Origin of the sequence: Rhizobium sp. CB3171 (genome assembly GCF_029714265.1) — a bacterium.
GTDB lineage: Bacteria > Pseudomonadota > Alphaproteobacteria > Rhizobiales > Rhizobiaceae > Rhizobium.
Genome location: NZ_CP121652.1, coordinates 3,396,581 through 3,420,911, shown reverse-complemented (window position 1 = coordinate 3,420,911; position 24,331 = coordinate 3,396,581). Strand labels below are relative to the sequence as shown.

At 59.6% G+C, this 24,331-nt stretch carries 23 protein-coding genes; 19 read left to right on the top strand and 4 right to left on the bottom strand.

Annotation, left to right across the window (positions count from 1 at the left end; translation table 11 throughout):
• Window positions 1–77: 77 nt before the first annotated feature.
• Entirely contained in the window at window positions 78–1,220 is a 1,143-nt protein-coding gene (locus QA648_RS16580; protein ID WP_283048129.1) for a glycosyltransferase family 4 protein, read from the top strand.
• A 43-nt stretch (window positions 1,221–1,263) separates the two neighbouring features.
• On the opposite strand, the gene QA648_RS16575 is transcribed toward QA648_RS16580, so the two are convergent.
• Together QA648_RS16575 and QA648_RS16570 are read right to left on the bottom strand one after the other, a co-directional pair.
• Window positions 1,264–2,664, bottom strand: a complete 1,401-nt coding sequence (locus tag QA648_RS16575) for an O-antigen ligase family protein (protein ID WP_104824863.1) — start codon at window positions 2,662–2,664, stop codon at window positions 1,264–1,266.
• Between the two features lie 146 nt (window positions 2,665–2,810).
• Complete coding sequence (locus tag QA648_RS16570; RefSeq protein WP_104824862.1) at window positions 2,811–3,386, bottom strand: sugar transferase; 576 nt, start codon at window positions 3,384–3,386, stop codon at window positions 2,811–2,813.
• 190 nt (window positions 3,387–3,576) lie between these two features.
• Here QA648_RS16570 and QA648_RS16565 point away from each other — a divergent pair, with 190 nt between their 5' ends.
• Window positions 3,577–4,509: an SDR family oxidoreductase gene (locus QA648_RS16565; protein WP_283048126.1), complete on the top strand. Its 933-nt coding sequence runs from the start codon at window positions 3,577–3,579 to the stop codon at window positions 4,507–4,509.
• A 7-nt stretch (window positions 4,510–4,516) separates the two neighbouring features.
• Here the strand turns inward: QA648_RS16565 and QA648_RS16560 are convergent, their stop codons facing one another.
• Window positions 4,517–5,803, bottom strand: coding sequence for a nucleotide sugar dehydrogenase (locus QA648_RS16560; RefSeq protein ID WP_283048124.1), 1,287 nt, complete (start codon window positions 5,801–5,803; stop codon window positions 4,517–4,519).
• A gap of 236 nt (window positions 5,804–6,039) precedes the next feature.
• Between QA648_RS16560 and QA648_RS16555 the strand changes: the two genes are divergently transcribed.
• The 5 genes from QA648_RS16555 (at window position 6,040) to QA648_RS16535 (ending at window position 11,512) form a co-directional block, all read left to right on the top strand.
• Window positions 6,040–6,606, top strand: coding sequence for a cytochrome b (locus tag QA648_RS16555; RefSeq protein WP_283048122.1), 567 nt, complete (start codon window positions 6,040–6,042; stop codon window positions 6,604–6,606).
• Window positions 6,607–6,731: 125 nt separating this feature from the next.
• The gene (locus QA648_RS16550; RefSeq protein ID WP_104824858.1) at window positions 6,732–6,920 is read left to right on the top strand and encodes a hypothetical protein; all 189 of its coding nucleotides are present in this window, start codon (window positions 6,732–6,734) and stop codon (window positions 6,918–6,920) included.
• 1,247 nt (window positions 6,921–8,167) lie between these two features.
• Entirely contained in the window at window positions 8,168–8,851 is a 684-nt protein-coding gene (locus QA648_RS16545) for a DUF1275 family protein (protein WP_283051383.1), read from the top strand.
• Window positions 8,852–8,994: 143 nt separating this feature from the next.
• Window positions 8,995–9,978: a UDP-glucose 4-epimerase GalE gene (gene galE, locus QA648_RS16540; protein WP_028751579.1), complete on the top strand. Its 984-nt coding sequence runs from the start codon at window positions 8,995–8,997 to the stop codon at window positions 9,976–9,978.
• Window positions 9,956–11,512, top strand: coding sequence for an alkaline phosphatase family protein (locus QA648_RS16535; protein ID WP_104824856.1), 1,557 nt, complete (start codon window positions 9,956–9,958; stop codon window positions 11,510–11,512). The genes galE and QA648_RS16535 overlap by 23 nt, the downstream gene beginning before the upstream one ends.
• Window positions 11,513–11,530: 18 nt before the next feature.
• On the opposite strand, the gene QA648_RS16530 is transcribed toward QA648_RS16535, so the two are convergent.
• Window positions 11,531–12,040: a DUF1993 domain-containing protein gene (locus QA648_RS16530; protein WP_104824855.1), complete on the bottom strand. Its 510-nt coding sequence runs from the start codon at window positions 12,038–12,040 to the stop codon at window positions 11,531–11,533.
• Between the two features lie 385 nt (window positions 12,041–12,425).
• Here QA648_RS16530 and QA648_RS16525 point away from each other — a divergent pair, with 385 nt between their 5' ends.
• The 12 genes from QA648_RS16525 to QA648_RS16470 all read left to right on the top strand — a co-directional run bounded on the left by QA648_RS16525 (window position 12,426) and on the right by QA648_RS16470 (window position 24,233).
• Window positions 12,426–13,355, top strand: coding sequence for a sugar ABC transporter substrate-binding protein (locus QA648_RS16525; RefSeq protein ID WP_104824854.1), 930 nt, complete (start codon window positions 12,426–12,428; stop codon window positions 13,353–13,355).
• Window positions 13,356–13,430: 75 nt separating this feature from the next.
• Entirely contained in the window at window positions 13,431–14,972 is a 1,542-nt protein-coding gene (locus QA648_RS16520) for a sugar ABC transporter ATP-binding protein (RefSeq protein ID WP_104824853.1), read from the top strand.
• A 32-nt stretch (window positions 14,973–15,004) separates the two neighbouring features.
• Complete coding sequence (locus QA648_RS16515) at window positions 15,005–16,030, top strand: ABC transporter permease (protein WP_104824852.1); 1,026 nt, start codon at window positions 15,005–15,007, stop codon at window positions 16,028–16,030.
• Between the two features lie 176 nt (window positions 16,031–16,206).
• A complete protein-coding gene (locus QA648_RS16510) occupies window positions 16,207–17,274 on the top strand; it encodes a dipeptidase (protein WP_283048118.1) in 1,068 nt (355 codons plus the stop codon).
• A 37-nt stretch (window positions 17,275–17,311) separates the two neighbouring features.
• Complete coding sequence (locus tag QA648_RS16505) at window positions 17,312–18,952, top strand: ABC transporter substrate-binding protein (protein WP_104824850.1); 1,641 nt, start codon at window positions 17,312–17,314, stop codon at window positions 18,950–18,952.
• 21 nt (window positions 18,953–18,973) lie between these two features.
• Window positions 18,974–20,041 (top strand): ABC transporter permease, encoded by a 1,068-nt coding sequence (locus QA648_RS16500; protein WP_283048115.1) that lies wholly within the window; start codon window positions 18,974–18,976, stop codon window positions 20,039–20,041.
• A complete protein-coding gene (locus tag QA648_RS16495) occupies window positions 20,038–20,970 on the top strand; it encodes an ABC transporter permease (RefSeq protein ID WP_283048113.1) in 933 nt (310 codons plus the stop codon). Before QA648_RS16500 ends, QA648_RS16495 begins: the two co-directional genes overlap by 4 nt.
• Window positions 20,967–21,800 carry an ABC transporter ATP-binding protein gene (locus tag QA648_RS16490; protein WP_283048111.1) on the top strand — a complete coding sequence of 278 codons (834 nt, stop codon included), beginning with the start codon at window positions 20,967–20,969 and terminating at the stop codon, window positions 21,798–21,800. Before QA648_RS16495 ends, QA648_RS16490 begins: the two co-directional genes overlap by 4 nt.
• Window positions 21,797–22,546, top strand: a complete 750-nt coding sequence (locus QA648_RS16485; protein WP_283048109.1) for an ABC transporter ATP-binding protein — start codon at window positions 21,797–21,799, stop codon at window positions 22,544–22,546. Before QA648_RS16490 ends, QA648_RS16485 begins: the two co-directional genes overlap by 4 nt.
• Before the next feature lie 165 nt (window positions 22,547–22,711).
• Entirely contained in the window at window positions 22,712–22,900 is a 189-nt protein-coding gene (locus QA648_RS16480) for a hypothetical protein (RefSeq protein WP_104824845.1), read from the top strand.
• A gap of 165 nt (window positions 22,901–23,065) precedes the next feature.
• Window positions 23,066–23,224, top strand: coding sequence for a hypothetical protein (locus QA648_RS16475; RefSeq protein ID WP_199773502.1), 159 nt, complete (start codon window positions 23,066–23,068; stop codon window positions 23,222–23,224).
• 325 nt (window positions 23,225–23,549) lie between these two features.
• Window positions 23,550–24,233, top strand: coding sequence for an XRE family transcriptional regulator (locus QA648_RS16470; protein ID WP_283048106.1), 684 nt, complete (start codon window positions 23,550–23,552; stop codon window positions 24,231–24,233).
• The last annotated feature ends 98 nt before the right edge of the window (window positions 24,234–24,331 follow it).

Here is a 24,331-nt window from a genome sequence, read left to right as displayed (position 1 = left end):
AAGGAATGATCTGACATCCGGATCTTCGCGCGATACCGGTTATGGACCTGCGCAGCTTCTCTCGCTACAGGAGGGACATGCGCGTTCTACATTTTTTCAAAACATATTGGCCGGATACGTTCGGCGGGGTCGAGCGGACAATCCATGCGATCGTCAAGGGCGTCGCAGGACACGATATACAGTCCGAAGTCCTCTCGCTCAGCAAAACGCCGGAGAAAAACGCCGTCGAATTCGATGGCCATATGGCTCACAAGGCGAAGCTTGATCTTGAATTCGCCTCCACCGGCTTTTCGCGCGAGGCATTTGGGCGTTTTCGAGAGCTGAGCCGGAAGGCCGACATTGTCCACTATCATTTTCCGTGGCCGATGATGGACATCGTCCATCTTGCCATCCCGCCCGGCAAGCCGACGGTCGTAACCTACCATTCCGACATCGTGAAGCAGAAGTTCCTGCTGAAACTCTATGGGCCTGTCATGCATCGCTTTCTCGCGAGCGTTGACAGTATCGTTGCGACATCCCCGAACTATCTGGCGACGAGCGAAGTCCTGCAGCGCTACAAGGATAAGACCGCCGTCATCCCGCTCGGTCTGGATGAGGCGGATTATCCCAAGGCGAGTGAAGAGGATAAAGCGCGTTGGCGCACGCGGTTTCCCAAGCCGTTTTTCCTCTTCGTCGGCGTGCTACGCTACTACAAGGGCGTTCACATCCTTCTTGAGGCGGCGCGACAGACAGCCAGCGATATCGTCATCGTCGGCGAAGGTCCGATGGAGGCGTCCTTGAAGGCCTATGCGCAGCAGAACAATCTCAAAAACGTCTTCTTTTTGGGTGCGCTGCCGGATGCCGATAAGACCGCTCTTCTCGAACTATGCACCGGGGTCGCATTCCCTTCCAACCTCCGCTCGGAAGCATTCGGCCTTTCGCTCGTCGAAGCCGCGATGTTCGGCAAGCCGATGATTTCCTGTGAAATCGGCACGGGCACCAGTTTCGTCAACCAAAACGGCAAAACGGGCTATGTCGTGCGCCCCGACGATCCGCCGGCGCTTGCGGAGGCGATGAAGCGTCTTGTGAACGATGCTGAAGCGGCGGCGTCCCTGGGCGCAGGGGCTCGCCTGCGATATGAAGAATGCTTTACCGCAGAGCGGATGGGGAATGCCTATGCAGCGCTCTACAAAAGACTGCACGGTCAAACGTCTTCCGGCTCAATGGAAAGAAAGCGCTGAAGGGGCTCGGCGACCGAGGGTTGCCGCGCCGACCCGCTCATGATCAAGCGCTGACAGCCTCTGCCTGTTGTTTTTTCGCCGGTATCAGCAGGCGTCCCCCGCTCAAGCGGATGCTGCACCAACAGGCGAAGGCGGAGCTGGTCAACGCAAAGCTTTCGCCGATCGCGAGGCGGTTGTTGGAGTTGCTGAGCAGCGTCAATGAAAAGAAGAATAGGCTGACGGCATAGGCATGCCAGGCGGTGCGCGGTATGAGGCCCGCCTTACGGGCACGCCAGACATTGACGATGAGCCCAGTGAGAATGACCGTCATGACAAGGCCGCCGAACAAGCCGTGCCGCACCAGCATCTCGAGATAGCCGTTGTGCAGCAGCGTGTATTGGACGTTGGCATAGCGCGTGTGCTTCCAGCGTTCCACCCATTGGCCGCCCCAGCCGAAGATTGGCGCGGAGGAGAACAGCTCCCAGCCGTTCGACCAGAGCTGCAGCCGTGCGTCCATGGCAAAGGGCGTGGTATCGGAGGTGATCGTGCTCGACACGGCGTCACCGAGATTTTGGCTCTTGGTGATGTTGTCGATCATCTCGATGGTGGAAGACACCGTCGGGCCGGCGGTCTTTTCGATATTGTGCCGCACCGCATAGGCGCCGGCCAGCAGAAGCACCGCGGTGCAGGCGACGACGATAAGGCCGGTTTTCAAGCGTAGATAGGTCAAGGTCACCAATCCCAGCACCGGCAGTGTGGCGGCAAGCGCCAGCCAGACGCCCTTCGACTTGGCGCCGTAGATGGCGATCAGACAGAGAATGGCAATCAACGGCGAGACGATGTAGGCGAAGCGGGCGATCAAACGACTGCTGGATTTGTCCGTCAGATAATGCAGCAGCCAGAAAGCGGTGAGGATCAGGATCAGGCCGCAGGCGACCGCGCCGTGAATCTGATTGTTCATGATCAGCGGGCGCACCGTTTCGCCGGCAAAGACGTCGCGGAAGTGCTGCGTCGCGATCAACATGATCAGCACGACGGCAAAAACTGCGGCGATGATTTTTTCCAGCACCGGTTCGTAGAGCAAGAAGGCGACGCCAAGGATCGGAAAAAAGAACGGATAGGCATAGAGCCAGTCGGACGCGCCGATCGAATGCTCAGGGGTCATGAGGAAGATGGCGACAAAGCGGATGAGCACGTAGGCGCCCCAACCCATGCACAGCCAACCAAGCCAGTTGGTGCTTGGGCGCACCAGCGCCTTCCGGTAGTAGTGGAGGGCGATGAGCGCGAGGAACGGAGCGACATACCGATAGGCGGCGCTTTCGATGAATAGCGGCGAAATGATCACCAGCCACAGCAAGCTGCCCAGGATGATCAGGCGCTGCGGCAGGACGACGGGCACCAGTTCGCCGGCATTGTTTCCGGACGCGAGATCGACGGGTGGTTTATTCGTCTGCAACTGTGCCAATAGTGCGTCCGCCTTTGTTCCTATTTCAGCTAGCAGCCGGTGTCCGTTGCCAGTAAGGTCGCAAGCGGGCAGGAATACGGCATTTTGGTGACCGGCATTTTGCGTGCTCTGTTTATGATATCAAAACCTTTGATATCGCCGTCCCGTTAATGCGTCACTCCATCACTGCGCAGAACTTTCAGCACCGTCAGGACGATGATCTTCAGATCGAAAAGAAACGAGCGCCGGCGCAGATAGTCTTCGTCCAAAGCCACTTTCTGCGGGATCGGCAGTTCGTCGCGGCCGTTGACCTGCGCCCAGCCGGTTAGGCCCGGCGGTAGGGCGTCGACGCCGCGCTCGGTACGCAGCGCAATCAGGTCATGCTGGTTGAAGAGGGCCGGGCGAGGGCCGACGATGCTCATCTCGCCCTTCAGGATGCACCAGAGCTGCGGCAGTTCATCCAGGCTGGATTTGCGCAGGAAGGAACCGATCGGCGTCAGATAGGCGTTGGCGTCCTTCAGCAGATGGGTGGCAACCGCCGGGGTGTCGGTCCGCATGCTGCGAAATTTCGGCATGCGAAAAATCCTGTTTTCACGGCCGACACGGTCCGACCAGTAGAGTACGGGGCCGCGGGAGGTCAGCCGGACGGCGATGGCGACGATCAGGATCGGGATGGAAAAGACCACGGCTGCGCCGAGGGCGGCCAGGAAATCGAAAAGGCGCTTGGCAATGGTATAGGGCATCGTTTCCGTTGGTTCTGCCGGTGCTCGTGTCTCAATTGCGCCGATAAGGGCTTTCTGCGGAGTGCATCTCATATCACGGACTTGTTCACAATCGCCCTCATCACGAATTTTGCCGGGCTTGTTCCCTGCAAAGGGAATGTGCAAAGCATGGCGGGAGTGAAAACCGGGCAGAACGAGGGGTAGCAGAGGCATGATCCTGGTGACGGGCGCGACGGGTTTTGTCGGGCAGGCGCTTTGCGCCGAGCTTTCGCGGCGACAGATGGCCTATCGACCGGTCAGCCGTACCCCGAGGCCGGGATTTCTGGCGCTGGGAACGATCGATGGCGGGACGGATTGGACCAATGCGCTCGTCGACGTCGAAACGGTCGTGCATCTGGCGGCGCGGGTCCATGTCATGAACGACACCGCCGCCGACCCGCTTGCCGCCTTTCGCACAGCCAATGTCGACGCTACGGTCAATTTGGCGCGGCAGGCGGCGCAGGCCGGCGTAAAGCGCTTCATCTTCCTGAGTTCGATCAAGGTCAATGGTGAGGCGACCGCGCCCGGCAAGCCGTTTACCGCGTCCGATACGCCGCATCCGGAAGACCCCTACGGGCAGTCGAAGTGGGAGGCGGAGGAGGCGCTCCTTGCCATCGGCAAGGAGACGAACATGGATGTCGTCATCATCCGCCCGCCGCTCGTCTATGGGCCTGGGGTGAAGGCGAATTTCGCGAGCTTGATGAAATGGGCCAAGCGGCCGTTGCCTTGGCCTTTCGGCCTGGTCGCAAACCGGAGATCCCTAGTGTTCGTCGGCAATCTCGTTGAGTTCATCCTGCTTTGCATCAGCCATGCCGATGTGGGAAATCGCGTGTTCCTGATTAGCGATGGCGCGGATCTTTCCATCGGCGAGCTGATAGGCAAACTCGCCTTGGCAATGGGGCGCAGAGCTTTCCTGCTGCCCGTACCGCCGCGCCTGTTGGAAGGGCTTGCGGCGCTGCTCGGGCGGCGTGCGTCGGCGCAACGCCTTCTCGGTTCGTTGCAGGTCGATATCGGCGAGACGATCGCGATTACTGGATGGTCGCCCCCCTATTCGGTCGATGACGGCCTGCGGCAGACAGTCGCCGCAGCCGAGAGGGATCACTGACTGTCGTTCACAGGCTCCAGACGGCGTGGCCGTTGAGCAGAGGGTTGTTCTGCTCAAGGGCAGCCTTCACGTCGACGACCACGCCGTTCTCGCCCAACAGATTCAGGATCTGCGCCGCACCGTCGCTCAGGTAGGATTTGTGCGGCACGGCAAGCACGAGGGCGTCGAGCTTGCCGAAATCATCGAGCGCCGCCAGCCGCACACCATATTCCTCTTCCGCCTCGTGATGGCTGGCCATGGGGTCGTGCACCAGCGGCTCAAGGCCGAATTGGTGCAGTTCGCGGATGATGTCGGGCACGCGGCTGTTGCGCAGATCAGGCACGTTTTCCTTGAAGGTCAGGCCGAAGATGCCGATCCGGGCACCGTTGATCGGCTTTTGCGCCGCTACCAGCATCTTGATGAGTTTCTGAGCGATGAAGGCGCCCATGCCATCATTGATACGGCGGCCGGAGAGGATGACTTCTGGATGATAGCCGAGTTCCTCGGCCTTGGCGGTGAGGTAATAGGGATCGACACCGATGCAGTGGCCGCCGACCAGGCCGGGCGTGAAGGGCAGGAAATTCCATTTGGTCCTGGCCGCCTTCAGCACGTCGGCGGTGCGGATATCCATCTTCTCGAAGATGATCGACAGCTCGTTCATCAAGGCGATGTTGAGGTCGCGCTGGGTGTTTTCGATCACCTTGGCGGCCTCCGCCACCCTGATGCTAGGCGCGCGGTGAATGCCGGCCTCGACCACGGCGCCATAGACGGCGGCGATCCTTTCCAGCGTTTCCTCATTGTCGCCGGCGACCACCTTCACGATGCGTTCGAACGTGTGTTCCTTGTCGCCGGGGTTGATCCGCTCCGGTGAATAGCCGACGTGAAAATCCTCGCCCTGGCGCAAGCCCGAGACCTCGGCAAGCACGGGGCCGCAGACCTCTTCCGTCACGCCGGGATAGACCGTCGATTCATAGACGACGATGCCGCCCTTCTTCAAAGCCAGGCCGACGGTGCGCGAGGCGGCAATCATTGGCCGCAGGTCCGGCTGCCGATTGCGGTCGATCGGCGTCGGAACGGCTACGATGAAGATGTCGCGGTCCTGCAGGTCATGAATGTCGCTGCTGATGCGAAGGCCACTTTCCTTCAGGCGGGCCGGCGAAACCTCGCGCGTGTCGTCTTCCCCGGCTTTCAGGGCGGCAATTCGGGATGGCTTGATATCGAAGCCGACCACGTCGGAAAATTTTCCGGCGAGCGCGATCGCAACAGGCAATCCGACGTAACCCAGGCCAATGACGGCAATTTTTTCGCTCAACACAATCCACCTCGAATAATCGACCTGAATTAGCCCAAACCCAAGCGGCGTGTCAGCGCAAATCTTTGTTGGGAGACGTCAATTCAGGCGCAAGTCAGATCAATGTGACGATCGGGCGGAGGCTTTGCAAGAGAGGCATCGGCGGGCGCCGTTGCAAGCCGCCTGTCTTCTTAAGGCAGCCGAATAAAAAGGAAACCTCACGTGTTTGCTGCTTGTTCCTCCCAAGGAGATCGCAAATCATGAGTAATTTCAATATGGCTGCCGCGGATGCGCGGGCAGCTCGCTACGACCATGTCACCATCACGTTCCACTGGCTGACGGCTCTTCTGGTGCTGACCATGTTCACATTGGCCGAGGCGCGAAGCTTCGTTGCCCGTGGGACGCCGCTTCGCGGGGATCTGATCTTCGTGCATATCTCGCTCGGCATTCTGCTTGCGGCCGTCCTAATCCTGCGCATCGTCTGGCGCATTGCGACCCACCGGCGCACGGCCCCGGCGGTCTCCGGGCTTCAGCATGCGGTGGCGACGCTTGCCCACCTTGCTCTCTATGCACTGATGATTTCGCAGGTGTCCTATGGCTTCCTGATGATCTGGGCCTCGGGCAACGAACCGAGCTTCTTCGGCCTGTTCTCGGTGCCGCCCTTGATCGTCCTCGATCAGCCGACACGGCATGTGATGGGTGAACTGCATGACTACACCGCCTGGGCAATCATCGCCGTTGCGGGAATTCACGCCGCCGCCGCCCTTGGGCACCATTACGTGCTTCGGGATCGCGTGCTTGTCCGGATGATCCCCGTGCGCAAATAAGCGCCGGCGGTTCATTCTCAAATCGCCGCGGCAGGCCAAAAGGTCGCGGCGCTCCCTATCGAAACCCTTCGCAGCGTACCTATTTTAGTATTCAGAGACATATTTCTCGGAATGCGTGGTTCGCAATGCGTAACACATATCTTGCCCATTTATACGCCAGGCGCTCGGAGCTGGAGTCCAAGCTCGAGCTACATATAGCACGCTATTGTTTCGGCGAGGGAGAGGTTGACGACGGCACCGAGGCGGAGCTCCGGCAACGCATCACGGAAATCTCCGACGAAATCGCCGATCTTGAGGCCGAACGTGGCGTATAGTCCTTTGGCTCCCGGACGCAGCCGCTACTTTGTTGTGTCTGGCTGTTCGGTGTTGCAAAGGATGGAAGGAAATCCTGCACGGGGCTAAGTTGCCAATCCGCAAAGGGCGGATTGGCAAGAAGAGCCGTTGAATCCGTGGATATGGGCGCGACGCAGGCCGAAAATGGCTGACCGACTGCGCAAGCGCCAGCCTTGACTAAGTCGTCGGCGGAAACCTTATCGGTCAGTAGGCCGATTTTCATTGCTTCATCCGGCGTAATGAGCCGTATCGAACTTGGCGCGGCACTCATCGCCATATCGAGGATCGACCGATCGACGCCCATTTCCTTGAAATAGGTGAGAATCTTCGATCGCAGCGATTTCGACAGCTTCGTGCTATCGTACAGTCCGACAAATTTGCGACTGACCTCCTGGCGACTGATGATGTGCTTCTTGCCGTTAACGACCTGATATTTCTCCCGATAGATTATCCGCTCCTGATCAAAGGTTGTCCTGACCTGATGGACACCCACGATGCTGAAGGGACTGGTGACGCGTCTAACCCCGGCTGCCAGCACGAAAGGGCAGGCCGAAAGACATTCGGCGCCGGCGGAATAAACCACGCCCTTCGCGCCGGCCCGCCAGCCATCGCCACAGAGCGGCTGGCCGCTTGGACATGACTGGAGCCTTGTACCGCCCACGGCCACAGACAGGCCGCGCTTCCGGATGATCTCACCCATTTCCATGGCAGCCGCTACATTTCCGCCGGGCGAATTGACGACGATGGGCAGTTTCCGGTCACCGATGCTAGTGAGGAGCTTGCGCAGATCGCCAGGAGATCTCGCATCGATCATGCCTTCCGCCGCGATCCAGTCCACGCAGCCCTCGGGCCGACAGTTGCCGGAGCTGGGATCGGCATGAACGAGCATGAATTGCATGGGTGCGCCGGGCACCTGGGCCGCAGCAACAGTCGCCAGCCCCAAGAGTGCCGATCCCGCTATGGCTCCAAGCCGACAAGCGTTAGCGGCGCCACGTACAAGATGCCATAAAACTGCAAAAATCATGAACCGATGCCCCACCCTCTGAACCGAAAGCTAGCAAAGCACAACCCAACTAGGCAAGGGCACACAACCTCGGTCTGCAACGTGTTACGGGCCTGCCGATTGGCAAGAAATACGGTGCTTTGATCGGCAGACGCGCAAACGTCTCGACATCGGCGGCTATATGGCGCGATAAGGTCGGAGCCGATCGAAATGAGCGAGGAGCCGATGAAGCCGAGCCTGCCGACCCTTCTCAGCATCAACGGCGGCTATGTCGACACTGCCGGGTTCCTTGCCCTGCACGGTCTGTTCACCGCCCACGTCACCGGCAATTTCGTTACCTTCGGCGCTTCCATGGTACTGGGAACTTCGGGTGCGATTGCCAAGCTGCTGGCGCTGCCGGTCTTCTGCATCGTCGTCATTCTCGCCCATCTGTTGGGCGGTGATCTATCGCGGCGCAAATTGCCGGTGTTGCGGATAATCCTGACGTTGAAATTCCTGCTGCTCGTGCTTGCGGCCATCTTTGCCATCAGCTTCGGCCCCTTCGCCAGCGGCGATGGGTGGCAGGCGATCCTCACCGGAATGACGCTAGTTTCAGCCATGGCTATCCAGAATGCCTTGCACCGCATTCATCTTGCCTCCGCGCCGCCGACGACTTTGATGAGGGGCACGACGACGCAGATCATGATCGATATCGCCGATCTTCTGCTAGGAACCGCCCCAGAGGCGAAAGCCACCATCAAGGCAAGACTCGGCCGAATGGGTGCTGCGGTCGGCGGTTTTGCCTGCGGCTGCGCCGCGGCGGCCCTGCTTTTCATGTTCGCCGGCGTGGAATGCTTCCTCGTGCCGCCGGTTATGGCGCTGGTCGGAATCCTATTTCATGCAAGCAAGCCGCAGGCAAAGCCGGCATAGGCCATTCTGATGCTCTTCGTTAGAGCTGGCAGAGCTCCCGTCTTTTTCTGGTCTTGCAACTGATCTACAGGTCTCTAACTCTACGCGGGGATTCGAGCACGACGCTGCGTGCTTGAGCAGTCAGTCTTTGAGAAGGGATGGTCATGGCAGGAGAAACGGTTCTGGTGGTCGGGGGAGCCGGCTATATCGGCTCGCATACGTGTCTGGATCTGGCGAATAAGGGGTTTCAGCCCGTCGTCTACGACAATTTTTCCAACGGTCATCGCGAATTCGTCAAATGGGGTCCGGCGGAAGAGGGCGATATCCGGGACCGGGCGCGGCTCGATGAAGTTCTGGCGAAATACAAGCCGGCCGCCATCCTGCATTTCGCGGCGCTGATCGAGGTCGGCGAGTCGGTCAAGGATCCTGTCTCGTTCTATGAGAACAATGTCATTGGCACGCTGACGCTGCTGTCGGCGGCGCAGGCGGCCGGCATCGGGGCTTTCGTATTTTCATCCACCTGCGCGACCTATGGCCTGCCGCAGAGCGTCCCGCTGGATGAGAGCCACCGGCAGGTGCCGATTAATCCCTATGGCCGTACCAAATATATCGTCGAGCAGGCGCTTGCCGATTATGACCAATACAAGGGTCTGCGCTCCGTGGTGCTGCGCTATTTCAATGCGGCCGGCGCCGATTTCGAAGGGCGCATCGGCGAGTGGCATACGCCGGAGACCCATGCCATCCCGTTGGCGATCGATGCGGCGCTTGGGCGCCGTCAGGGCTTCAAGGTGTTCGGCAGCGACTATGATACGCGCGACGGCACCTGCGTGCGCGACTATATCCACGTCCTAGACCTGGCGGATGCGCATGTCCGGGCGGTGGAATATCTGCTGCGGGGCGGCGAATCGGTCGCGCTCAATCTCGGCACCGGTACGGGCACGACGGTCAAGGAGTTGCTGTCGACGATCGAGACAGTATCGAACCGGCCTTTCCCCGTCGAATATGTCGGCCGCCGCGAGGGCGATTCGACCACGCTGGTAGCCAATAACGACAAGGCCCGCGACGTTCTCGGCTGGTCGCCGAAATATGATCTGTCGCGGATCATCGAATCCGCCTGGAATTGGCATGCCAAATCCAATCAGCATTAAGCGTCGGGCTTCGAGCGAGCGCCCGAATGTATTGCTGATATCGGCTGATCAATGGCGGGGCGATTGTCTCTCCGCCGTCGGTCACCCCTGCGTGAAGACGCCCAATATCGACGCTCTGGCGCGCGACGGTGTGTTGTTCCGCCGGCATTTCGCCGGAGCAGCACCCTGCTCGCCGGCGCGGGCGACGCTTTATACCGGCCTTTATCAGATGAACCATCGCGTCTGCCGCAATGGTTCGCCGCTGGATGTGCGTTTCGACAACCTGGCGCTTGCCGCCCGCCGCGCCGGCTATGATCCGACCTTGTTCGGCTATACCGATACGGCGCCGGATCCGCGTGGCATGGACCCCAACGATCCGCATCTGACGACCTATGAGGGCGTACTTCCCGGTTTCAGCGTGCGCCAGCTTCTGCCGGAGCATGAAAAGCAATGGCTTTCATGGCTGCGCTCGAAGGGGCATGAGGGGGCGACGAGCCGTGATATCCACATCCCCGTCGGCGTGAAGCCAGGTGACATCTCCAATGCCGCGCCGGCTTACTCCAAGGATGAGACGCAGACGGCTTTTCTCGCCGGCGAATTCATTCGCTGGCTCGGCGAACAGGACGAGCCCTGGTTCGCGCATGTCTCGTTCCTCAGGCCGCATCCGCCGTTTTCGGTGCCTGAACCCTATAACCGCATGTTTGCCGCAAGCGACGGACCGGCTTTTGCGCGCGCTGCCGACCGCCAGGCAGAGTTGGCGGCACATCCCTTTCTCGCCTTCGCCATCCCGCTGATCGGCAAGGGCGGCTTCATCCATGGCGGCGAGGGGCCTGCGAGCGACTGGACGGCTGAGGATCTCTCAGCGATCCGCGCCACCTACTACGGCATGATCGCCGAAGTGGATGCGCAGCTCGGGCGGATCTGGCAGGCGCTGAGGGATGCGGATGCCTGGGACGATACGCTGATCGTCTTCACGTCAGACCACGCGGAAATGATGGGTGATCACTGGATGCTGGGTAAGGGCGGCTTTTTCGATGGCAGCTATCATATCCCGCTGGTCATCCGCGATCCCGGGCAGCCTGGCGGTACCGGCCGGCAGGTGGAGCGTTTCACCAGCGCCGCCGATATTTTCCCGACGCTTTGCGATCGCCTGGGTCTCGTGCCCGACAATCATCTCGACGGTGAGACGCTTCTGCCCTTTATGGAGGGCGCGGAGCCGGAGCGGTGGCGCGATGCGGCCTTCTGGGAGTTCGATTTCCGCGATATCGCTAACGGCGAGGCGGAACGGCATCTCGGCCTCAGGTCGAATGCCTGCAATCTCGCCGTCATCAGGGACGAGCGTTTCAAATACGTCCACTTCACCGGCCTGCCGCCCTTGCTGTTCGACCTAGCGAATGATCCGATGGAGCTCTCCAATCTCGCCGATGACCCGGATTATGCGGCAACTCGGCTTGCCTGTGCCGAAAAGCTGCTGTCGCTGAGGGCCGAGCATCTCGATCAGACACTCGCCTATACCGAACTGACGGAAAAAGGGCCGGTATCGCGCCGGCCCTGATCCAGCTTAAATAGCAGGCTATCGGGCAAACGGGCCGAGATAGGTCATCTTGCCGACCGGCAGCCCGCGGCTGCGCAGAATGTCGTGCACCGTGGTGACGTGGAAGAAGAAGTTCGGCAGAGCGAAGCTTGCGAGATAATCCTCGCCGCTGAACACGATCTTGTTTCCGCCGGGCGCGATCGTCACTTCGCGGCTCTCGGTGCCTTGCATCGTCTCCGGCGTGATCGTCGCCAGGAAATCCTCCGTCTTCTTCACGCGTTCGCGCAGCTCTGCAACGGTGGTTTCGTTGTCTTCGAAGCGCGGCGCGTCAATGCCCGTCAGCCGGGCGATAGCGAGTTTGGCGCTGTCGGTGGCGCGTTGAAATTGGCCGGAGAGCGGCAGCATGTCGTCAATGAGGCGTGCGCCGACAAGTTCGTTCGGATCGGTGCCGTTTTCCGCCGCATAGGCCTCGATCGCGTCGAGATAGGTCGCAAGATTCGCGAGGCCGCGTTGAAAGACGGGGACTGAGAAGCGGTACATCGAGGGCATGCTGGTTCTCCATTGTCAGTCGGTGGCTTCGGCCTGAGGTCGACGGTATTTTACGTCATTCGAGTGTCGATGGAATGTCCGTTCCATCAGGGTGAGCGGCCCACATGTAAGCTCGATCGTCAGCTTTTACAGCCTTTTTGGGCCAAAAATTCCCTATCGCGCGTCGATCGCCGGTTCCGTCGGCGCGGCTACAAAATAGTGTTGACGTTTTTACGGAAAAATGGAATAAATATTCCGAAGATGGGATTTTACGGTTTGTTTGTTCCGTTTTTTGAGGTGCCGTTATGGGAGATGGCAGCTCGGGATTGTTGGCCCTGCGGTCGAAACCGAGGGCTCCGGCGTTCAGGAGGGGTGTGGCCGGACACCGCAATTGGGAGGAAAAATCATGAGAAAACTCATTCTGGGCTCCGCGATGGCGCTTCTGCTGTCGACTGCGGCCCATGCCGAAAACATCGGCGTGTCGATGGCGCTGTTCGACGACAACTTCCTGACCGTTCTGCGCAACGGCATGCAGGACTATGCCAAGACGATGAAGGGTGTGACGCTGCAGGTCGAAGACGCCCAGAACGACGTCGCCAAGCAGCAGAGCCAGATCCAGAATTTCATCGCCAGTAAGGTCGATGCCATCATCGTAAACCCGGTCGACACGGATGCCACGGCTGCCATGTCGAAGCTCGCTGCTGATGCGAAAATTCCGCTGATCTACGTCAACCGCGAACCGGCAAACGTCGACAGCCTGCCGGATAAACAGGCTTTCGTCGCTTCCAACGAGCAGGAATCCGGCACGCTGGAAGCCAAGGAAGTTTGCCGCCTGCTGAAGGGCAAGGGCAAGGCCGTCGTCATGATGGGCGAACTGTCGAACCAGGCAGCCCGCATGCGTACCAAGGACGTGCATGACGTTCTCGCCACCGACGAATGCAAGGGCATCCAGATCGTTCAGGAACAGACTGCCAACTGGCAGCGTACCCAGGGCTCCGACCTGATGACCAACTGGCTCTCCAGCGGTTTGGAATTCGATGCCGTCATTTCCAACAATGACGAAATGGCGATCGGTGCCATTCAGGCGCTGAAGGCAGCCGGAAAGTCGATGGATAAGGTTGTCATCGGCGGTGTCGACGCCACGCAGGACGCCTTGGCGGCCATGCAGGCCGGCGACCTCGACGTCACCGTTTTCCAGGACGCAGCCGGTCAGGGCAAGGGTGCGGTCGATGCCGCGCTGAAGCTTGCCAAGGGTGATAAGGTCGACAAGAAGGTCTATATTCCCTTCCAGCTCGTGACGCCCCAGAACGTCAAGGACTTCGTCAAGAAGAACTAACAGAGCGCTGTTAGCGACGGATGCGGGCGCAACAGCCCGCATCCCCAAATTCCGACAGCTCCCGGGAGGGAAAAGATGGTTGTGAGCCCATCCACCATGGCTGCGGTGCGCGCCAGCGGCGCGGTCCCCAATGCCGCCTATCTGCTGAGTGCCGAAGGTATCCGCAAGGAATTTCCGGGCGTGCTGGCCCTCGATGATGTTTCCTTCCGTCTGAAGCGCGGCACCGTGCATGCGCTGATGGGCGAAAACGGCGCCGGCAAGTCGACGCTGATGAAAATTCTAGCCGGCATCTATATTCCGGATCAGGGCGAAGTGCGCCTGAAGGGCGTCGAGATTCGTCTGAAGTCTCCGCTGGATGCGCTGGAAAACGGCATTGCGATGATCCATCAGGAGCTCAACCTGATGCCGTTCATGACCGTTGCCGAGAATATCTGGATCCGTCGCGAGCCGAAGAACCGCTTGGGCTTCGTCGACCATGCCGAGATGAACAGGAAGACCGACGAGCTCTTTCGCCGCCTGAACATCACCATCGATCCGGAAATTCAGGTGCGCGAGCTTTCGGTCGCCAACCGCCAGATGGTCGAGATCGCCAAGGCGGTATCCTATAATTCCGACGTGCTGATCATGGATGAGCCGACGTCGGCGCTGACCGAACGCGAAGTGGCGCATCTCTTCGAGATCATACGCGATCTGCGCGCGCAGGGCATCGGCATCGTCTACATCACCCACAAAATGAACGAGCTGTTCGAGATCGCCGATGAATTCTCGGTGTTCCGTGACGGAAAATATATCGGCACGCATACGTCCACCGACGTCACCCGCGACGACATCATCCGCATGATGGTCGGCCGCGAGATCACCCAGATGTTCCCGAAAGAAGAGGTGCCGATCGGCGATACCGTCCTTTCCGTCAAGGGGCTCACTCTGAACGGCGTCTTTTCCGATGTCTCCTTCGATGTGAAGGCCGGCGAAATCTTGGGGGTCGCGGGTCTCGTCGGCTCCGGCCGTTCGAATGTCGCCGAAGCGCTGTTCGGCGTGACGCCGGCTTCGTCCGGCACGATCGAGCTTTTCGGCAAGAAGGTCGATATCTCCTCGCCGGCGACGGCAATCCGGCACGGCATGGCGTTCCTGACGGAAGACCGGAAGGATACCGGCTGTCTGCTGATCCTCAGTGTGCTCGAGAACATGCAGGTCGCCGTGCTGCACGACAAGTTCGTGCGGGCCGGCTTCGTGCAGGAGGGCGCGATGGAGGCGACTTGCGAGGAGATGGCGCGCAAGCTGCGCATCAAGACGCCGAACCTTGACGAGCGCATCGAAAATCTTTCCGGCGGCAATCAGCAGAAAGCGCTGATCGGCCGTTGGCTGCTCACCAATCCGCGCATCCTGATCCTGGACGAGCCGACCCGCGGCATCGATGTCGGCGCGAAGGCGGAAATCCACCGCCTGGTCACCGAAATGGCGCGTAACGGCGTCGCTGTCATCATGATTTCGTCTGAGATGCCGGAGGTTCTCGGCATGAGCGATCGCATCATGGTGATGCATGAGGGACGGGTGACCGGTTTTCTCGATCGTGCGGAAGCAACTCAAGTGAAGGTGATGGAACTGGCCGCGCAGTGACGCCGCCAATCATCGCAAGGGAGGACTGAACCATGGTTAGCAAAGTTGCAGAGGCGACCGCACCGTCAGTGACGCGTCCCAGGCGGCGCCGCGTCCCGCCGGAACTCGGCATCTTCCTGGTGCTGATCGGCATTGCGCTCCTGTGCGAAATCCTCGGCTGGATCTTCGTCGGTCAGAGCTTTCTGCTCAATGTGCAGCGCCTGAAGATCATGATCCTGCAGGTTTCCGTGATCGGCATCATCTCGGTCGGGGTCACGCAGGTCATCATCACCGGCGGCATCGATCTTTCCTCGGGCTCCGTCGTCGGGTTGACGGCCATGGTGGCGGCGAGCTTCGCACAGTCCTCGACCTGGGCGCGGGCGCTTTATCCAGCGCTGACCGATATGCCGTTTTTTGTTCCGATCGGCATCGGCCTGCTGATCGGCCTTGCCGCCGGTTACGTCAACGGCCAACTCATCACGAAAACCAAGATTCCGCCGTTCATCGCGACGCTTGGCATGATGGTGTCCGCCCGCGGCCTGTCGAAATTGTACACGAAGGGGCAACCGGTCTCCGGCCTCACCGATCAGTTCAATTTTATCGGTACCGGCATCTGGCCCGTCGTCGTCTTCCTGCTTGTCGCGCTGATCTTCCATATCGTGCTGCGCTACACGCGCTACGGCAAGTTCACCTATGCGATCGGCGCCAATGTGCAGGCTGCAAGGGTCTCGGGTATCAATGTCGAGGCGCATCTGGTCAAAGTCTATGCGATTGCCGGACTTCTGGCCGGGCTTGCCGGCATCATCACCGCCGCCCGCGTCCAGACGGCTCAGGCTGGCATGGGCGTAACATATGAATTGGATGCGATCGCCGCGGCCGTCATCGGCGGCACTTCGCTCACCGGCGGTGTCGGCCGCATCACCGGCACGATCATCGGCACGGTTATCCTTGGCGTGATGATCTCGGGTTTCACCTTCCTGAACGTCGACGCTTATTACCAGGAAATCGCCAAGGGCATCATCATTGTCGCCGCCGTCGCAATCGACGTCTACCGCCAGAAGAAGCGTGTCAAACACTGAAGCGGCCGAGGTTGCGTCTGATATCTCGAGGCGGGGGTTTTGCCCCCGCCTTTTTCGTTTGCTGCGACATTCTATGCTAATGCAGATTTTTTTCATTTAGGTATGGCGAATCCTGCCATCTTTTCTATTCTGGCCGCTTCCCGCCGCTCGTCCGAGCGCATTATCCAGGATAGACAATGCAATCCGTATTTGATGGCCATAACGACGTTCTACTGAGACTCTGGAATCATGCCCGCGAAGGAACTGATCCGGTCGCCGAGTTCAGGGATGGAATATCGACTGGCCATATCGATGCGCCCCGCGCCAAGGCCGGTGGGCTGGGCGGCGGCCTCTGCGCCATCTATATCCCCTCCGGCAATCTCGTCTTCGCCGATCCCGATCGCAACGGCCATTATGCAACACCGCTCTCGCCGCCATTGGAGCGGGCGCCGTCGCTCGATATCGCGCTCGAAATGGCAGCGATCGCCCTCAAGCTCGATCGCGCCGGCGTCTGGAAGCTTTGCCGCTCGACCGCCGAAATCCGCGACTGCATGGAAAAGGGCATCTTCGCCGCGGTGATGCACATGGAGGGCTGCGAGGCCATCGATGCCGATCTCGTCGCGCTCGAAACCTTCTATGCGGCCGGCCTGCGCTCGCTCGGCCCCGTCTGGAGCCGCAATAACGTCTTTGCCCATGGCGTACCCTTCGCCTATCCGAGCTCGCCCGATACCGGGCCGGGCCTCACCGATGCTGGTTTTGCGCTGGTGCGCGAGTGCAATCGGCTCGGCATCGTCATCGACCTTGCCCATATCACCGAGAAAGGCTTCTGGGATGTGGCGAAGACATCGGATCAGCCGCTGGTCGCCAGCCATTCCAACGCGCATGCGCTCACCCCCGTCGCCCGCAATCTCACCGACAAGCAGCTCGACGCCATCAGGGAGAGCCGCGGCATCGTCGGTTTGAACTATGCGACGGCCATGCTGCGCGAGGACGGCCGCTCGGATGCCAACACCCGGATCGAGGTGTTGGTTCGCCATGTCGACCACCTTGTCAGCCGTGTCGGCATCGATTGCGTCGGCCTCGGATCGGACTTCGACGGAGCGACGATTCCGGAAGAAATCGGCGACGCTGCAGGCAACCAAAAGCTGATTGCTGCGCTCAGGAACGTTGGCTATGCTGAAGTCGATCTTGTGAAGCTATGCAGGGAGAACTGGCTTCGTATCCTGGCTTCTGCTTGGGGAGAGAGCAGCAAGTCGCGTGCGTGATTGATAGTAATAAAAGCTAAAATAAGGGAACGAAAACATGATGATGATCAAGATGAACCGCAACTTTCGCGCCCTTTCGGCCGGTGCGGCTCTCACGCTTTTGACGATGGCTGTGCCGAGCGCTTTCGCGACAACGCCGAAGGATACGCTGGTTGAAGGTTTCGCCTTCGACGACATTCTCAGCATGGACCCGGCCGAAGCCTACGAACTCTCCGCCGCCGAGGTTACCGGCAACAGCTACAGCCTGCTCGTTCGCCTCGATATCAACGATACCTCCAAGATCCAGGGCGATCTTGCCGAGAGCTGGTCGGTCTCCGACGATCACCTGACCTATACGTTCAAGCTGAAGCCCGGCCTCAAATTCGCATCGGGCAATCCGATCACCGCCGATGACGTCGCCTGGTCCTTCGAGCGCGTCGTCAAGCTCAACAAGAGCCCCGCTTTCATCCTCACCCAGTTCGGCCTGACCGGCGACAACGTCACGGAAAAGGCTAAGGCTACGGATCCGAGCACCTTCACCTTCACCGTCGACAAGCCCTATGCGCCGAGCTTCGTGCTGAACTGCCTGACAGCGACGGTTGCGGAAGTGGTCGACAAGAAGCTGGTTATGGAGCACGTCAAACCGGTGACGCCGTCGGCCGACAACAAATACGACAACGATTTCGGCAATGGCTGGCTGAAGACCGGCTATGCCGGCTCCGGTCCGTTCAAGCTGCGCGAATGGCGCGCCAACCAGGCCGTCGTTCTGGAGCGCAACGACAATTATTACGGTGAAAAGCCGAAGCTTGCGCGCGTCATCTACCGCTTCATGAAGGAAAGCTCGGCGCAGCGACTGGCGCTGGAGAATGGCGACATCGACGTTGCCCGCAACCTGTCGCCGACCGACCTCGCGGCCATCGAGAAGAACGCTGAACTTACCTCCACCAATGCGCCGAAGGGCACGATCTATTACGTCAGCCTCAACCAGAAGAACCCGAACCTCGCCAAGCCGGAAGTGCAGCAGGCGTTCAAATACCTGGTGGACTATGACGCCATCAGCAAGACGCTTATCAAGGGCATAGGCGAAATCCATCAGACCTTCGAGCCGAAGGGCATGCTTGGCTCCTTGGATGAAAATCCGTTCAAGCTTGATGTTGCCAAGGCCAAGGACCTGCTTGCCAAGGCCGGCCTGCCGAACGGTTTCTCCGTGACGATGGACGTGCGCAGCATCGAGCCGGATACGGGCGTTGCCACCTCGATCCAGCAGACGCTCGGCCAGGCCGGGATCAAGGTCGAGATCATCCCCGGCGATGGCAAGCAGAAGCTGACCAAGTATCGCGCCCGTAACCACGACATCTATTTCGGCAACTGGGGCAATGACTATTGGGATCCCCATTCCAATGCCGATACGTTCACGAACAATCCCGACAACTCCGACGCCGGCACCAACAAGACGCTCGCCTGGCGCAACGACTGGACGACACCTGAACTCGACAAGGAGACAAAGGCTGCCCTGTTCGAGGTCGACGCTGCCAAGCGCGGCGCCATGTATCAGGAGATCCAGAAGAAGTATCTGGATGCCAGCCCCTTCGTCTTCCTCTTCCAGCAGACGGAAGTCGCCGGCTATCGCAAGGATGTGAAGGACTTCAAGCTCGGCCCGAGCTTCGACACCAATTTTGTCTGGCCCGTGTCGAAGTGATGGTCCGATAGGACTGGTTCTTTGAGCACTGTCGAACGGAAAATGGAGGTGCGGCCCAAAAAGGGCCGTGCCGCGCCCATTCTGATGGGCGTTCTGCGCTTCCTGGTCGTGGCGGTCACGACCTATCTCGGCCTTCTCGCCGTCACTTTCTTCATCGGGCGCGTCATCCCGATCGATCCGGCATTGGCGATTGCCGGTGACCATGCACCTACGCAGGTGCTGGAGCGCCTGCGCCGTGAAATGCATCTCGATCAGCCGCTCTATCTGCAGTTCTATTATTATCTACTGAGTGCCCTGACCGGCGATTTCGGCACATCCGTGCTGACGACCAATCCGGTGATGGACGATATCCGGCGCGTTTTTCCGGCGACGATGGAGCTTGCGACCGTTGGTACGATCATCGGCGCGATCTTCGGAATTCCCTTCGGCGTGCTTGCCGCCGTGCGCCGCAACAGCTTCATCGACCAGATCGTCCGCGTCATCGGCCTCGTCGGCTATTCGGTGCCGGTATTCTGGCTGGCCATGGTGTCGCTCGTCATCTTTTATGCCAAGCTGGGCTGGGTGGCCTATCCCGGGCGCATCGACATCGCCTTCGAATATACCTTCACGCCGATCACCGGCTTTTATCTGATCGACAGCGCCATGCAGGGGCAATGGGATGTGTTCTGGGATGCATTCCGCCACATCATTCTGCCGGCCTCGCTGCTCGGCTACTTCTCGCTTGCCTATATCAGCCGGATGACGCGCAGTTTCATGCTGAACGAACTCGGCCAGGAATATATCGTCGCGGCCCGCGCCAAGGGGCTTTCGGAAACGCGGGTGATCTGGGGACATGCGCTGCGCAGCGCCGCCGTGCCGCTGATCACGGTGATCGCACTCTCCTATGCCGGGTTGCTGGAAGGTTCGGTGCTGACGGAGATCGTGTTCTCCTGGCCGGGCATCGGTTTCTACATCACCAGCTCGCTGCAGAACGCCGATATGAACGCCATGCTCGGCGGAACTGTCGTCGTCGGTACGGCCTTCATCGGGATCAACCTGCTCTCCGACCTGCTCTACCGCACTCTCGATCCAAGGACGCGACGCAAATGACGGCGACCGCCGAGACCACGCAACCTGGCTGGCGTGACTGGCTGCTGTCGGATCGGCCGCAGTCGCGCCGGCAAGCGAGCCTCGGGCGCGCCTATGTCACATGGCGGCAATTTTCCGCCAATCGGCTGGCGGTTCTCGGCTTGCTGATCATCGTCGCCCTCATTCTCGTGGCGGCATTTGCCGATGTTATCGCCCCCTATCCGCCGAGTATCGGGGATCTTACCAATGCCTATCTGAAACCGCCCGGGACCGGCGGCTATCTTCTCGGTACCGACAATCTCGGGCGCGATATCCTGTCCCGTTTGATCTATGGGTCGCGGTGGACCCTCTATATCGTTGTTCTCGTCGCGATCATCTCGGCGCCGCTCGGGCTGTTTATCGGTATGATAGCTGGCTATGCAGGCGGCTGGATCGACACCGTGCTGATGCGGATCACCGATATCTTCCTCGCCTTTCCGAAGTTGGTGCTGGCGCTCGCTTTTGCCGGCGCGCTCGGCCCCGGCATCGAGAATGCCATCATTGCGATCGCCATCACCTCCTGGCCGCCCTATGCGCGCCTGGCGCGGGCTGAGACGATGACGGTGCGGCGCTCCGATTATATCGCTGCCGTGCAACTCATGGGCGCCTCGCCGATCCGTATCGTCTTCCGCCATATCATGCCGCTCTGCATCTCCTCGGTGATCGTGCGTGTCACGCTCGATATGGCTGGTGTCATTCTGACGGCGGCGGGTCTCGGTTTCCTGGGCCTGGGCGCACAGCCCCCTCTGCCGGAATGGGGCGCGATGATTGCCACCGGGTTCAAATACTATCTCGATCAATGGTGGGTGGCGGCAATGCCGGGTATCGCCATCCTGATCGTCAGCCTGGGCTTCAACCTGCTCGGCGACGGTTTGCGGGATGCGCTCGATCCGAAGGAGAGCGGCCAATGACGGCGCTGTTGACCGTCGAGAACCTCAGGGTTCGCTATCCCACCCGCACCGGCATCATCGAAGCCGTGCGCGGCGTCTCCTTCACGCTCGGCCGCGAGCGACTCGGCATTGTCGGCGAGAGCGGTTCCGGCAAGTCGCAAACCGGCCGCGCGATCATGGGCCTCACTTCGTCGCATGGCATCGTCACGGCCGACAAGCTGAACTTCAGCGGCATCGACCTGCTGTCGGTCTCGGCCAGGGAGCGCCGGTCGCTGCGCGGCAAGCGCATCGCCATGGTGCTGCAGGACCCAAAATATTCACTCGATCCGGTGATGACCATCGGCAAGCAAATTACCGAGACGTTGCGCACGCATGAGAAGGTGAGCAGGGCGGAAGCGCGCGAGCGTGCGCTCGCCATGCTGGAAGCGGTGCAGATCCGCGATCCCAAGCGCGTCTACGACCTGCATCCGCATGAAGTCTCCGGCGGCATGGGCCAGCGCGCGATGATCGCGATGATGCTGATCGCAGGCCCGGAGCTGCTGATCGCCGACGAGCCGACCTCGGCGTTGGACGTCACTGTGCAGCTCGATGTGCTGAGGATCATGGACAGGCTGGTATCGGAACGCGGCATGGGGCTGATTTTCGTGTCCCACGATCTGAGGCTGGTGTCCTCCTTCTGCGACCGGGTGATCGTCATGTATGCCGGCAAGATCGTCGAGGAATTAAAAGCTTCCGAGCTCAACAATGCGCAGCATCCCTATACGCGCGGTCTGTTGAACTGCATGCCCGTCATCGGCGAGGACCGTCACCCGCTGCCGGTCCTTGATCGCAAGCCGGAGTGGGCGGCATGACGGCGGCGCTTGCAGTCGACGGCCTCAGTGTCGTCTATGACGGTTATTACGCCCTCGATGCGGTCAACATCGATGTGAACAAGGGCGAATCCTTCGGTCTCGTCGGCGAATCCGGTTCCGGCAAATCGACCTTACTGCGCGCTGTCGCCGGTCTTGCGCCTGTCAGCGACGGCGTGATCCGCGTTAATGGCGAGGCGCTGAAGGGTGCAAAACGCACCAAAGCGTTCTACCGCCAGGTCCAGATGGTGTTTCAAGACCCTTATGGATCGCTGCATCCGCGTCAAACCATCGACCGGCTGCTTCTGGAACCGCTGGCAATCCACGGCATCGGCGACAGCGAGACGCGCATTACCCGGGCGCTTGACGAAGTCGGCCTCGGTTCAGGCTTCCGTTTCCGCTATCCGCACCAATTATCGGGCGGCCAGCGCCAGCGCGTGGCGATTGCCCGCGCTTTGATCGTCGAGCCGTCTATCCTGTTGCTCGACGAACCGACCTCGGCGCTGGATGCTTCCGTGCAGGCGGAAGTGCTCAATTTGCTGGAGCAGGTGCGCAGGGATCGTCATCTGACGTTCGTTATGGTCAGTCACGATCTCGGTGTCGTCACCCATATGTGCGAACGCCTCGTGGTGATGCAGAATGGCGCTGTCGTCGAGCGGCTGAGCGCAAAAGAATTGGCGGCCGGCGATGTCAAGCAGGACTACACGCGCAACCTGATGATTGCGAGCAAAGGCTTTGTCCGCGCCTAATTGATTGTAATCATTAGTCCTTCATCGCCCTTTTAGTTAAGCTTCGCTTAAAAGACGACTAATCGTATAGACTATTGACTCGTGCCGCAATTCTGTCATGATCCCATTAATGGCGGTTAACTTTCGTGATCTCCTACATGGGGTCATGCGCGAGTGGAGGCAGGCATGTTTTTCATGGGTGGCATGACCATGGGGTATCTTCATCCGCCAGCACCGGCAAAAGAAGAGGACGCGTTGACCGTCACTCTGCCGGAAGAACAGAGCCGCCGTCAGATCGGTCCGACCGAAACTCCGGCTGCTGAAGCAAGCGCTGTAGAGCGCACTTTGATCTGGGCTCGCCGCATTCTCTGCTGATGTCAGCCTTGCTGATCTTTCGAGCCAGACCGCCGTCCAATGGTTTATTTTTTCTTGCGTTGGCCTCTGGACAAAAATTCATCTCTACCTAATTGATAGGGATTGTATAAATGTCGGACGTGGGCTCGCCCACATGACAACGACAAAAACGAACGGAGGCAACACATGGCGAATTTGGGTATGTCGAATACGCATGTGAATCAGTTCGACGGCTCGAAGCGCGTTGCGACGACGCGCAGCAAGATCCAGACTGCAATCCACGTTGCGCTGTTTTCTGCCGCATTCCTCTTCGTCGTCGCCATCGTCTTCGGCATCGTGATCTGAACGCGCTGCAAGGATGATATGACCGGCATTGATCGGTCATATCATGGGCGCGCGCCGCTGCGGTGCCGCGTTTATAGAGCGATGGTTGGCGTCATCTCTTTTTTGTTTTCTAACGGCCACGGCCGATCGGGCTAATCTTCAGGTCAGCCAGACGTTACCGTCGCATTCCTGTTTCTTCCCAAGTTGAAACGCTTCCCTAACGGCAATTCTTCTTTCCCGGCCTTGTCAAAACTTCGCCGGGCAAAGAAAATTTCCCATGACCGATAGAATGCGCTTCATGAAAACAGTAAGCTTCGCCAAAACACAAAATAGAGTGGGGCGGAGCATGACCAAAGCGGAGGCTGGGCGCAGCGGCAGACGGAATGGTGGTCAAGACGGGCGAGCGGTCCTGGACCAGGATTCGCATGCCATACGCGACGTAAAAGAGAATAATCTCGAATTGGCGATCGGCCACGAGGTCCGCGCCTTTCGCAAGAAGCTCGGCATCACCGGCGCCGACCTTGCTTCGGCCACCGGCATATCGCTCGGCATGCTCTCAAAGATCGAAAACGGCAACACGTCGCCGTCTCTCACCACATTGCAGGCGTTGGCGCGGGCGCTTGGAGTGCCCGTCACCTCGTTTTTCCGGCGGTTCGAAGAAAAGCGCAACGCCGTCTTCGTCAAGGCCGGCGAGGGTGTGGAGATGGAGCGGCGGGGTACGCGCTCCGGTCATCAGTACAATCTGCTCGGTCACATAGCCAATGGATCTAGCGGGCTGCAGGTCGAGCCCTATCTCATCACGCTGACGGCCGATTCCGATGTTTTTCCGGCATTTCAGCATGAAGGGCTGGAATTGATCTATATGTTGGAAGGGGAAGTCGAATACCGTCATGCCGACAAGCTCTATGCGATGCGGCCGGGTGACAGCCTGTTCTTCGACGCCGATGCGCCGCATGGTCCGGAAGTGCTCGTTAGTCTGCCGATCCGCTTTCTGTCGATCATTTCCTACCCTGAGAAACATAGCTCTTGAGAGGAATTTGCGAATCTTTTGAGGGAGTTCAGTTTAAGTTCATCTTCCGCGGGATATGGAGGGCAACCTACCAAACCCTACTGAATTTCCGATTGCAA

Excerpts from the sequence above, each read along its gene's own strand:
- QA648_RS16580 (WP_283048129.1), top strand. The coding sequence starts at position 78 with ATGCGCGTTCTACATTTTTTCAAAACATATTGGCCGGATACGTTCGGC.
- QA648_RS16570 (WP_104824862.1), bottom strand. The coding sequence starts at position 3,386 with ATGCCCTATACCATTGCCAAGCGCCTTTTCGATTTCCTGGCCGCCCTC.
- QA648_RS16565 (WP_283048126.1), top strand. The coding sequence starts at position 3,577 with ATGATCCTGGTGACGGGCGCGACGGGTTTTGTCGGGCAGGCGCTTTGC.
- QA648_RS16555 (WP_283048122.1), top strand. The coding sequence starts at position 6,040 with ATGAGTAATTTCAATATGGCTGCCGCGGATGCGCGGGCAGCTCGCTAC.
- QA648_RS16550 (WP_104824858.1), top strand. The coding sequence starts at position 6,732 with ATGCGTAACACATATCTTGCCCATTTATACGCCAGGCGCTCGGAGCTG.
- QA648_RS16545 (WP_283051383.1), top strand. The coding sequence starts at position 8,168 with ATGAAGCCGAGCCTGCCGACCCTTCTCAGCATCAACGGCGGCTATGTC.
- galE (WP_028751579.1), top strand. The coding sequence starts at position 8,995 with ATGGCAGGAGAAACGGTTCTGGTGGTCGGGGGAGCCGGCTATATCGGC.
- QA648_RS16535 (WP_104824856.1), top strand. The coding sequence starts at position 9,956 with ATGCCAAATCCAATCAGCATTAAGCGTCGGGCTTCGAGCGAGCGCCCG.
- QA648_RS16530 (WP_104824855.1), bottom strand. The coding sequence starts at position 12,040 with ATGCCCTCGATGTACCGCTTCTCAGTCCCCGTCTTTCAACGCGGCCTC.
- QA648_RS16525 (WP_104824854.1), top strand. The coding sequence starts at position 12,426 with ATGAGAAAACTCATTCTGGGCTCCGCGATGGCGCTTCTGCTGTCGACT.
- QA648_RS16520 (WP_104824853.1), top strand. The coding sequence starts at position 13,431 with ATGGTTGTGAGCCCATCCACCATGGCTGCGGTGCGCGCCAGCGGCGCG.
- QA648_RS16515 (WP_104824852.1), top strand. The coding sequence starts at position 15,005 with ATGGTTAGCAAAGTTGCAGAGGCGACCGCACCGTCAGTGACGCGTCCC.
- QA648_RS16510 (WP_283048118.1), top strand. The coding sequence starts at position 16,207 with ATGCAATCCGTATTTGATGGCCATAACGACGTTCTACTGAGACTCTGG.
- QA648_RS16505 (WP_104824850.1), top strand. The coding sequence starts at position 17,312 with ATGATGATGATCAAGATGAACCGCAACTTTCGCGCCCTTTCGGCCGGT.
- QA648_RS16495 (WP_283048113.1), top strand. The coding sequence starts at position 20,038 with ATGACGGCGACCGCCGAGACCACGCAACCTGGCTGGCGTGACTGGCTG.
- QA648_RS16490 (WP_283048111.1), top strand. The coding sequence starts at position 20,967 with ATGACGGCGCTGTTGACCGTCGAGAACCTCAGGGTTCGCTATCCCACC.
- QA648_RS16485 (WP_283048109.1), top strand. The coding sequence starts at position 21,797 with ATGACGGCGGCGCTTGCAGTCGACGGCCTCAGTGTCGTCTATGACGGT.
- QA648_RS16480 (WP_104824845.1), top strand. The coding sequence starts at position 22,712 with ATGTTTTTCATGGGTGGCATGACCATGGGGTATCTTCATCCGCCAGCA.
- QA648_RS16475 (WP_199773502.1), top strand. The coding sequence starts at position 23,066 with ATGGCGAATTTGGGTATGTCGAATACGCATGTGAATCAGTTCGACGGC.
- QA648_RS16470 (WP_283048106.1), top strand. The coding sequence starts at position 23,550 with ATGACCAAAGCGGAGGCTGGGCGCAGCGGCAGACGGAATGGTGGTCAA.